This is a genomic window from Phascolarctobacterium sp., from assembly GCF_045124115.1.
Classification (GTDB): Bacteria; Bacillota; Negativicutes; order Acidaminococcales; family Acidaminococcaceae; genus Phascolarctobacterium_A.
Genome location: NZ_JBGVLF010000065.1, coordinates 35,295 through 47,305, shown reverse-complemented (window position 1 = coordinate 47,305; position 12,011 = coordinate 35,295). Strand labels below are relative to the sequence as shown.

Here is a 12,011-nt window from a genome sequence, read left to right as displayed (position 1 = left end):
CATATATGAAAAAAATTAGTGCATGTAAAAAATCAGCTATTTTGGCAACCGTCTTAGGCGGTTGGATGCTGGCGAATACTGCATCCGCTGCCAATTTGGTGGTTGGTATAGCTTCTGACTATACCAATAGTCAAATGGGTATGGCTACAGGTTCTCGTGTAACAACTCATGTTGACGCAAATGTAAGTGCTGGCGTGATTACTGGCTTGAATCGTGATCCTGCAACTTTCAGTGTAGTGGTTGATGGTGAAAGCAAGATTTTTATGCGCCAATACAACTATAGTACAACTGAACTTATTCCGAGTTACCTATTTGACTCTCAAGGAAAAGTTAGTTTAGATAATTCTTTAAGTGGTGTGCTAAATAGTGCACCTAATCCTCATGGTATAGCTTCTGCTGGAGGATATTTGTACATTGCGGATTATGATACTGGTTCTTTGGGTGTTGTTGAAATAACAAAAACGGGATTACTTAATGATAAAGGAAAGTCTTTGTCAATAATGGATGAAATAGCTACTCATTGTGGAGTAGATTATAAGGCTGCAAATGAACTTGCTGGTGTACATGTAGAAGGTGCCCTAGTAGATAATGGGTATTTGTATATTGCGGTTAATGTTAATCCTGATGGCGGTTATAATACTTATGACGATGGATATTTGATGCAATATAAAATTAATTTTGATGGCTCTTTGTCTTATGCCGGATATAACCGCATAGGTAAGAATGTCGACTGTGCAGTCATCAATAAGCATAATAATATGCTTTTTAATATCGCTTATGGCGGTATGCAAAACTATGGTCATGGTAATGAAGAAACGCAGATAAATTATACATATACAAATAATGGTACGTTAAAAGGTGATCATAACCAGATTATTGTTCCGCAACATGTAAAGGATAAGGCACAAGATTTTAGAGATTTACGTGTGCTTCCTGATGGTACTGCTTACGTCATGACATATAATTTGGATGGCTCTGGTGGCGGTTCTGTTATGACTGTCTATAAAACTACCATCGGCAATCTAATGGCAAAGGAACCTAATGATTGGCAGGAAATCATTAGTACTGATGTTGAAGGTGGCGAAGAGGGGAATGCTTCTGGTTGGTTTAACAAACTTGAAGCGGAATATTATACTCATCGTCTGTGGGTTGAGCAAGGCGATTCTTTGGTAGTATACACTGATGGTGATAAAAAGCCACTATATACATGGCAGACAAAAGAATTTTCAACTAACTCGCAATTGTATATGTGGAATTCTTTGAATCTCATCAAAAATGATACTGTTTTTGGCGACACTGCCATTTTGACACAATATCAGGAAGAAGGTTTGACTTCTCCTTCCGTAACTACAGTCAAGGTTGTTAACCCCGATCATAATTTGATTACAAAGTATGATTATAGATCACAAATTACAGGTAGTTCTGCAGATACTGCATACGCAGATGTTACCTCTGATTACTCTAAATACGTTTTTGATGCTAATAAGGTTATCAATTTAAGCACAACTACAACTGGTGATTTAACCAATAATATCAACGCTATTGTTTACGCTAAAGATGGCAACAACATCAGCATTGATGCCGGTGATAACACCCTGCAGCTGCAATCCAGAAACTACATTTTTACTCCTGTAGGCGTATATGCAGGCAACGGCAAGACTGCAACCATCGACGCAGGCAAGCTGAACATCATTACCGTTGGCTACGAAGGAGGTAACTCCCTGACCAACGCTATTTGGCTGGATCCTGATGCAAAGAATTCTTCCGCAAGCAAGATTGAAATTAACGCTCCTGTGAATATCTCCATTCGTGGCGGTTACGGCGGTAATGGTATCGCTATCCAAAAAACCAACCGCTGGGGCGAAGCAAGCTACACTGCAGATAGTTCCGCACAAATCACCATCAACGGCGACGTAAGCATTAAAGGTGAAGATAACACAACTTGGGGTATCCCCATTAACAGCGAAAACGTATACTCCCGCTTTAACAACGCAGGCGTGCTGACCTCTGTAGAAAAGAGCAAGGTAACCATCAACGGTGATGTGGACTTCGACGTATACGGCAACGGCGTAACCACTAATGCCGCAGACAGCACCGTAACCATCAACGGCGGCGGTCAAATCACTGTGCCCAAAGGCATGAACTACGGTTACTACACCCTCGCTTCCTACATCGGCACCATCAATATGAACACCGGTGCTAACGGCAAAACTCCGGGTAGCGACAAAGTAGTCCTCAACGGCGACATCTTCGCTTTGAACACCGGTAACATCAACGTAGCGCTGACCACCGCTGATTCCGAACTCAACGGCATCATCGACAACGGCGGCACCGTCAACCTGTGGCTGCAAAACGGCGCAACCTGGGATAACACCGCTGCCAACAACCGCTACAAAGAAGATAACGAAGACGTGGGCTCCGGAGAAAAGAGCCATGTTACCAGCTTCGTGGGTGGCAGTAGCAAGGATAAAGCAGGCGTGATTATCCAAGGCGCGGACAGCAAACTGCTGACCATTGATAACTTCAGCGGCAACGCAACTGTTATTTATAACCACGATGCAAGCACTCCTGCAACCATTTTGGGTGGCGACATCCAAATCAAGAGTGCTGCAGCAGACAGCGGTATCACTCTTAGAACTGATAACAACGGCATTGACACTACCAACCAAACCTTGACCAACGATGTACTGGACAATTTGGCTAACAAGCTGTTCTACACCGCTTATGCTAATGGTCAAAAGAATTTGACCGGTAGAGTGGAAATTGCCGAAGGCTTGACTGCAAGCTCTGCAACCAAGGTTTATGGCGATATGAGCTTCTCTGATTCTACAGGTCAAGGCTATTTGAACGGCCAAGCAACTCCTGACCCGGGCAACACCCCCGGTGGCGGTGAAGAACCTGATCCGGAACCGGAGCCTACTCCCGATCCCAAGCCTACTGTAGATTTGGACGAACACGGTCGTCTGGATATGCGTGATAAAGCAGACATTGTTTACGCAGGCGACAATGGCATTGAAGGCGCACTGCCTCCCACCATTATCTACGGCTACGACAAGGACAATAACGCAGTCCAAGGCGGCAAGATTACCATCAACAAACTGGATAGCGAAGGTACAAGCCAAGTTGATGTAATCATTGACGCTAGCGTTGTGGATATGACCGATACTACTAAAGTAGAAGCTGCTTTGAATTCTGCTTTGGCACAAATTACCAACACCGGTAAAAACAATATCTCCATGCGTTTACGCATTGTAGACGGATTGAATCCTGATGCAGAAATCCTGCGTGAATATAATGCGGATATTTCTGCTGTGGAAAATGGTAGCTTTAACGCTTATAACATCAATAAGGCAGTTTACAAGTCCACTGTAACCGGTGATATTACTGCTGATAAAGAATACAAATACAATAAAGTTTCTGAATGGGAGTTAGCCAAGGAAACCGAAATCCGCCAAAACTATACGGATAAGAATGCGGACAATATCCATGCGGCAATCAAACCGCAAAATGGCATCACTGTTAACGCATACTACGGTAAGGATTTAGATGTGAATGTGGATGTTAGCAAGCTGACTGGTGCTAACGCTTACGGTATTTACAACTCCGGTGAGCATAGCTTCTATTATGATACCAAGACTCCGTCCTCCACAGCTGCAGGCACCCATGACATTGCTATTAACGTAACCGGTGCAGCAGACGGTGCAGGCATCTACAGTGCAGATGGCGGTACTGTTACCATCGGCAACGGTAGTTCCGAAACTCGCTTTGAAAGCAAACTGCACATTAGCGGCGAAAACATCGACGGCATCTATGCAGGCGAAGGCGGCAAAGTTAATGTAAACTTTGGTAAAGTCTATATCTCTGCAGATAGCGATAAAGCAGGCTTGCATGCAGACGGCGGTGAAATTACCGTTAATACTTACTCCTTCACTAATAATGGCGAAGGCAATGGCACTGCAGCTTTGGCTGAAAACGGCGGCGTAGTTAATATCAGAAACTGGACTCAAGGTGTTAACAATAACAACGCAGGCGGCGTTAACTATTTGAATTTGGATGGCGATTTGGTTACCGACGAAACCGGTACCATTAACTATACTCTCCATGTAGGTGCATATCCTAACGGCAAACTGCCTGGCGGCAAGTCCACTACTTGGAACGGCAATGCTGACGGCAATGTAAATATTACTATGGATGGCGGTAGCACTTGGAACGGCGCAAGCTTGTCTGACAAAGTTGCATTGGAATTGACCAAGGGCAGCGTTTGGAACGTTGGCGGCGCTTCTACCATTGGCAACTTCAAGGGTGCAGGCAGCGGCGTAGCTGTGGGCAGCATTGTCCAAGGCGCAGGCGACCTGACCATCAACAGCTACAGCGGCAACAGCACTGTAATCTATAAACATGATGCTAGTGAAACTACCAACATCATTGGTGGCAACATCACTATTAAGGATGCAGCAGAAGGATCTGCTATTACTCTGTTGACCGACAACAGCGGTTTGAAGGTAAGCTCCGAAGATATTGATGATGTGGAGCAAGTTAACCAAACCTTGAATGCTTTGGCTAACAAGCTGTTCTACACTGCTTATGCCAACGGTCAAAACAACCTGAGCGGTCAAGTAGTGATTGCCGAAGGTTTGACCAGTACCTCCGCTAGCCTCAAAGTGGGCGACATTACCTATAAAGCAGATGGTCAAGGTCAATATGAATATGTTCCTCCTAAAGTAAGCCAATTCACCACTGCTATTACCGGTGGCGAAGATGCGGAATATGCAGCTGCAGGCTATAAGGATGGCGCAAATTATACCTTTGATAATAACATCACCATTACTGTAGAAGATGGTAATGCTATTGATTTGAATGGCAATGATGCTAACATTTCTATCGCTGATAACAAGCTGACTCTGAACGGTGGCGTTGCTGTAACTGATGCAGCTTTGACTGTGACAGGTAATGCAACTGTTGATGCAGCAGAAGGTATAGTAGCAGGTGCAAACGGCGTAGTAAGCATTTCCGGTGCAACTAAGATTGCCGATGCTGCTACTGCAGTTAAAGCAAATGGTGCTAATGCAGAAATTACTTTGGCCGAAGCAGAACTGCAAGGTAGCGCAGCAGCTATTAACGCAGCTAACGGTACTGTTAATGTAAATATGACTGCTGACAAAAATGCAGATAGCAATAAAGTTGTAGTCGATGGTGACGTTGTTGTTGGTGCAGACGGCGTTGTAAACATGGCTCTGAACACTGCGGACTCCAAGTTTACCGGCGTGGTCGACAGTACAGGCAGTGCTAACGTTTGGTTGGGCAATGGCGCAACTTGGGAGCATGACGGTGCAAGCGGTGTATCTAAGTTGGCAACTCTTGCCGGTGGCGCTGCTTCCGCAAGTGCAGGCTTCATTAACCAAAGCGGCAATCGTGCTATTGAAATTGATAAATACAGCGGCAACACTATTGTAATTTACAAACACGATGCTAACGATGTAACTAATGTCTATGGCGGCAACTTTACTATCAACAGTGCGGCGGAAGACTCTTCTATCACTCTGCGTACCGACAATGTAGGCGTAGACAATGGCGATGAAGACAGCATTAACGCAGCTTTGAACGCATTGGCTAACAAGCTGTTCTACATTGGCTACACCACAGGCGAAGAAAACCTGTCCGGTTATGTACAAATCGCCGAAGGCTTGACTGCAACAAGCGCAACCAAACAAGTAGGCGACATCGTTTACGACAAGACCACAGGTCAAGGCAGCTTGGATGCTACTACCGTAACCCCCGGTCCTTCCTATCCTACGGAACAAGACAAAGTATCCTTCACCACCGCTATTACCGGTGATTACCTGACCGATAAGGAATATAGAAAAGCAGGCGTACTGACTGCAGATAATAATACCTACAACTTCACCAAAGAAGCTACTACCATTACTGCAACCAATGCTGCAATCGCTCTGGATGGCAAGGATGCAGTCCTGAACTTGAACGACAACAGCATTACCCTGAAGGGCAATAACAGAGTTGCTATTGAGGTTGCTAACGGCAAGCTGGACATCAACGATGCGAAGGCGGTAACAGCAGCAGGCAATGTAGTTGTAGATAAAGCAACTATGAATGTAAACGGTGACTTTAGCACTGTTAACAGCTCTGTAAATGCAACGGATGCAACCATCAACTTCAACGGTAAAGTTAATACCGAAGGTCAAATAGTTGCTGATAACAGTACTGTTACCTTGGGCGGTGCAGCAAACATCGACGGCAACTTGGTTGCAGAAAATGGCGCAACCATTACTGCTAAGGATGCAGCAAATATTACAGGCGACGTAACTGCAGTTGGTGCAACCATTGTTCTGAATGGTGAAACCGATATTAAAGGTGACATTGTGGCATCTAGTGGTTCTGATATTACCATTTCAAAGGCACAAAAAATTTACGGTGACATTAATCTTATCCATACTGGTTATGTTAACGTGACAATGTCTGGTGAGACATCTGAATGGATTGGCGATTTACAGCGTTTGGTAAATGAATCCATATATGCTGGAGATGGTTTGACATTGACCATGGAAGATGGTGCTAAGTGGATTGGTAATGCGGGAACAGCAACTGCGATGAATATGACCATGACAGGAGAAGGTACTTCTTGGACAGGTGCTTCTTATGCTGGAGATAGAGTGTTGACAATCAAAAATGGAGCAGCTTGGAATGTTACCGATGACAGTGTAGTTGGTAAGTTAACTGGTTCTCAAAGCAACGAAAAAGAAGGCTCCATTATGATGAGCGATGGTGACGTAACAATTAACAACTACAGCGGCAACACTGTTGTCATCTACAAACATGATGCTAACGATGTAACCAACGTATACGGCGGTAACTTCACCATCAACAGTGCGGCAGCAGGCTCTTCCATTACTCTGCGTACCGACAATGCAGGTGTGGACAACACGGAAGAAGACAGCATTAACGCAGCTTTGAACGCATTGGCTAACAAGCTGTACTACATTGGCTACACTACCGGCGAAGAAAACCTGTCCGGCTACGTACAGATCGCTGAAGGCTTGACCGCAGCAAGTGCAACCAAACAGGTAGGCGACATCGTTTACGATAAGACTACCGGTCAAGGCAGCCTGGATACTACTACCGTAACCCCCGGTCCTACCTATCCTACCGAACAAGTGAAAGAATCCTTCACTACCGCAATTACCGGTGACTACTGGACCGATAAAGAATACAAGAAAGCAGGCGTACTGACTGCTAACAACGGTATTTATAACTTCAGCAAGGAAGCAACCAATATTACCGTAGAAACTGCAGCAGTGGACGTTGACGGCAAGGACGTAGTTCTGAACTTGAATGATAACAGCATTACCTTGAAAGGTAATGACGGCGAAGCGATTTCTGTTGCTAACGGCAAACTGGACATTAACGATGCGAAGGCTGTTACTGTAAACGGTGATGTTAATGCTAATAATGCAACTGTTACCTTGAATGGCGCAGCAACTGTTGCCGGTGACGTAAATGCTGATAAGGCAACCATTAGCTTCAAAGGTGCAACCGATATTGACGGTGCAGTAACTGCAGAAGATTCTGCGACTATTACTGTAGACGGTGCAGCAACTGTTGCTGGTGACGTAACTGCAGCTAGTAATGCAACCATCAGCATTAACAATGCTCAAAAACTTGATGGTGATTTAATTATCGATGGCAATGGCGAAATCAATGTTAAACTGACTGCTGACAAGGCAACCTTTACCGGTGCAGTGAACGCAGCAGCTGGCAAAGTTAATGTATGGCTGCAGAACGGCGCAACTTGGAACCATGAAGCTGGCGCTACCAGTAATGTAACAAGCTTGACCGGAGGTAGCAAAGATAAAGAAGGCATTATCTACCAGAACAGCGCTAGCGATATCACTGTAGGCAGCTACAGCGGCAGCACCATCGTAGTTTACGACCATGATGCTAGCAACACCACTAATATCATTGGTGGCAACATTACCATTAAGGAAGCTGCTAACGGCTCCAGCATTACTTTGTTCACCGACCGCGACGGTTTGAAACTTGACTCCGAGGTTGCTAAGGAAATGAACAAAGTTAGCGCAACTATGAATGCGTTGGCTAACAAGCTGTACTACACCGGTACTGCAGGCAACCTGAAAGGCCAGGTAATGATTGGCGAAGGCTTGACTGCAAGCTCCGCAACCATGAAGGTTGGCGACATTACTTACAAAGCAGATGGCCAAGGTCAATACGAATACACTCCGGAAGTAAGCAAAGAGTTCTATGCTCCTATTACCGGTGATGCAGCTAAGGACGCTGTAGAGTATGAAGGCGTTATTACTGAAAAAGATGGCGTAACTACCTACACCTTCAGTAAGAACACCAGCATTGAAGTAGAGAGCAAGTATGATCCTTCTACTTGGTCTGCTAGCGATGTAAACGCAGTCGATCTCAACAATAAGAAAGTAGTTATCGATGCTAGCGGTGAAACCTTGAGCATTAGCGAAAATATCGCTGCAAACGCTGGCAGCGGCAGCACTGCTGCAGGCATCTTGGCAAGTGGCACTACTGCAACCTTCAAAGGCGATATGGTAGTTGATGTTAAGGGCGACTCTTTGGCAGTGGGCGTAATTGCTCCTAGCACTGTTAAAGATGGTTGGATGGATGTACCTGCATCTAAGTCCGAAATGACCTTCGAAGACGACCTGAGCGTAACTGTAGGTCTGAACGGTTCTGACTACGAATCCAGCGGCTCTGTTGATTACGAAATCAGCGGTATCTATGCAGGCGCAGGCAGCGTAATCACTGTTAAAGGCGATACTGAGGTTGATGTTACCAGCGGTACTAAAACCGACGCTTATGGTGTGGTAGTAAACGATACTGCAGTTGGCAGTGATGCTACCAAAGCAGCAACTATTAACCTGAACGGTGCAGATATTACCGTAAAAGCTCAAGGCGCTAACAACGAAGCGTATGCTTTGGCAGCCTTCGGCGGTGCAATCAACGTGAACGTGAAAGATGGCGTTGTTGGTGATGATAAAGTTGTTCTGAATGGTGATGTCTTCGCAGCAGAAGAAGGCTCTACTTCCGATTGGAGCGGTACCAAGAAGACTAACGGTATCGTTAACGTGGCTCTGACTACTGCAGACTCCGAATTTAACGGCGTTATCGACAGCAAGATTGCTAAGGATAAAGAAACCAACGGCAGCAAGGTTAATGTATGGCTGCAAAACGGTGCAACATGGAACCACGAAGCTCATGGCTACATTGATACTACCAGCAAGAAGGATGCCAGCTACGCAGCAAGTCTGACCGGCGGTAGCAAAGGTAGCGAAGGCATTATCGTCCAAGCTAGCGACCGCAATATTACCGTAGGCAACTACAGCGGCAACACTATCGTAATCTACGAACATGATGCTGACGACGTAACTAACGTATACGGTGGCAACTTTACCATCAACAGTGCGGCAGCAGGCTCTACCATTACCCTGCGTACTGACAACGTAGGCGTAGACAATGGCGATGAAGACAGCATCAACGTAGCTCTTAACGCACTGGCTAACAAGCTGTTCTACATTGGCTACACCACCGGCGAAGAAAACCTGTCCGGCTATGTACAAATTGCTGAAGGCTTGACTGCAGCAAGCGTAACCAAGCAAGCAGGCGACATCGTTTACGACAAAACTACCGGTCAAGGCAGCCTGGATATTACTACTGTAACCCCTGGCCCTGCATATCCCACCGAGCAAGTGAAGGAATCCTTCACCACCGCAATTACCGGTGACTACTGGACCGATAAAGAATACAAGAAAGCAGGCGTACTGACTGCTGATAACGGCATCTACAACTTCGGTATGGATGCAACCAATGTTGTGGTAGAAACTGCGGCAGTGGACGTTGATGGTCGTGATGTGGTTCTGAATATGCACAACAACAGCATCAGCTTGACCGGCAATGACGGCGAAGCAATTGCAGTTACTAACGGCAAACTGGATATCAACGATGCTGCCAACATTACCGTAACAGGCAGTGTAAACGCTGATAAAGCTGCCATTACCATGAACGGTGCAGCAAATATCACTGGCGATGTAACTGCTAATGATGCATCTACCATTGAATTGAATGACACAACTTCCATTAAGGGCAATATTGTAGCAGCTAATGGTTCTAATATTGCTATTAGTGATGGCAAGACTGTTGAAGGCGATGTTGCTATTGTTAACAGTGGCAAGATTGTCATGGCTATGACCGGTAAGGATGCTAAATGGAACGGTAATTTCCAACGTTTGGATAGCTTCAGCTTGCTTGACGATTACGCTGAAGATGGCTTCTACCTGATTTTGGGCGATGGCGCTCAATGGAACGGCAACGCGGAAGCTGGAATGAACTTGACCATGAGTGGTGCCAATACTACTTGGATAGGTGCTTCCGCTAGCGCTGATACTGAATTGACCATCAATAATGGTGCAAATTGGAATGTTAACGGCGATAGTGTAATTGGCAGCTTCACTGGTGCTAATAACAAAGATAATGCCGGCTCCATTATGATGGGCGATGGTAACGTAACTATCAACGAATATAGTGGTAATACTAACGTACTGTTCGCAAGCGATACAACTGATCCTAGCAAGGTCGTTGGCGGTGATCTGACTATTGAAAAAGCTGAAGAAGGTTCTTCCATTAATTTGATTACCGACCGCAATGGTATGGCAGAAACTGATGAGGCTATAGAAGCTAAGTTAGGCGCATTGGCTCGTAAATTGTTCTATACTGAAGCCGATGGCTCCAAACTCAGCGGTCAAGTAACTATTGCTGAAGGTTTGACTGCAAGTTCTAATACTTGGAGATATGGTGATATCTCCTTTGATCCTGATGCTAATGGTCAAGGCAATGTAATTGTAGACAGCATTAAAGCCGGAGATCCGATGGTTATCTACGGTGACAGCGAAACTGCGATGATGCGCGGTGCTAAATCTGCAATGGCTTCCACTGCTATGATTTGGCGTGCTGAAGCTAACGATATGCTGAAACGTATGGGCGACCTGCGTATGTCCGAAGGCGAAGTTGGCATTTGGGCTAAGTACTACGGCGGTAAAGAAGAAATGGATGCTCAAAAGGCATACTTCTCTAATCAGTACAACGCATATCAAGTTGGCTACGACAAGAAAGTTAGCGATGACTGGATTGTTGGTGGTGCGTTGAGCTACAACAAAGGCGACAGCACCTATAGCAGAGGCGGCGATGGCGAACAAGAATCCATCAACATGGCTGTTTATGGCACCATGCTCAAGGAAGACGGACGTCATTTGGACTTGATTGCTAAAGTTGGCAAGCTGAGCAATGAGTATACAGTTTACAATGATATGAACCACAAACTGGAAGGCGACTACGATACTTGGGCTGCTTCCATTAGTGCGGAATACGGCAAGTACTTCACCATGGATAAAGGCTTCTTCTTCGATCCTAGTGCTGAACTGACCATTGGTCGCGTAGCAGGCAAGGATTACAGTGCAGCCAGCGACTTCCTGGATGAAAAAGGCAAGTATAAATACTTGGATGTAGAACAAGACGCATTTACTACTGTTATTGGTCGTTTGGGCTTCACCATTGGTCAAAAACTGGATAAAGCTTCCTACTATGCTAAGTTGAGCTTGGCACATGAATTTGCCGGCGATTACGATACTACCTTTAGAGCAAAAGGTGAGCCTGAAGGTTCCACCAGCATGGACTTTGGTGATACCTGGTACGAGCTGCGTATGGGCGGTACTACTCAATTGAGCGACAACAGCCTGTTGTATGCAAGCTATGGCAGAACCTTTGGCGGTGACGTAACTGAAAACTGGCGCGTTGACGCAGGCTTGCGTTTCACATTCTAATCTAGTTTCCTCTTCTATCAACTTCCTATAATTTTTGATGGCTTAGCAACCCATCGGCAAAACCCCGAGCAGAAATGTTCGGGGTTTTTGCTTTGCAAAGTTGTGAAAAATAATACAATTTTTTGTGAGATAAAAAGCATAAGA

At 45.4% G+C, this 12,011-nt stretch carries 1 protein-coding gene; it reads left to right on the top strand.

The features are described from left to right. Positions 1 to 5: 5 nt before the first annotated feature. The gene (locus ACJMM4_RS09460) at positions 6 to 11,867 is read left to right on the top strand and encodes a hypothetical protein (protein WP_405384179.1); all 11,862 of its coding nucleotides are present in this window, start codon (positions 6 to 8) and stop codon (positions 11,865 to 11,867) included. Positions 11,868 to 12,011: the final 144 nt, after the last annotated feature.

Coding starts and splice junctions, on each gene's coding strand:
- ACJMM4_RS09460 (WP_405384179.1), top strand. CDS start 6: ATGAAAAAAATTAGTGCATGTAAAAAATCAGCTATTTTGGCAACCGTC.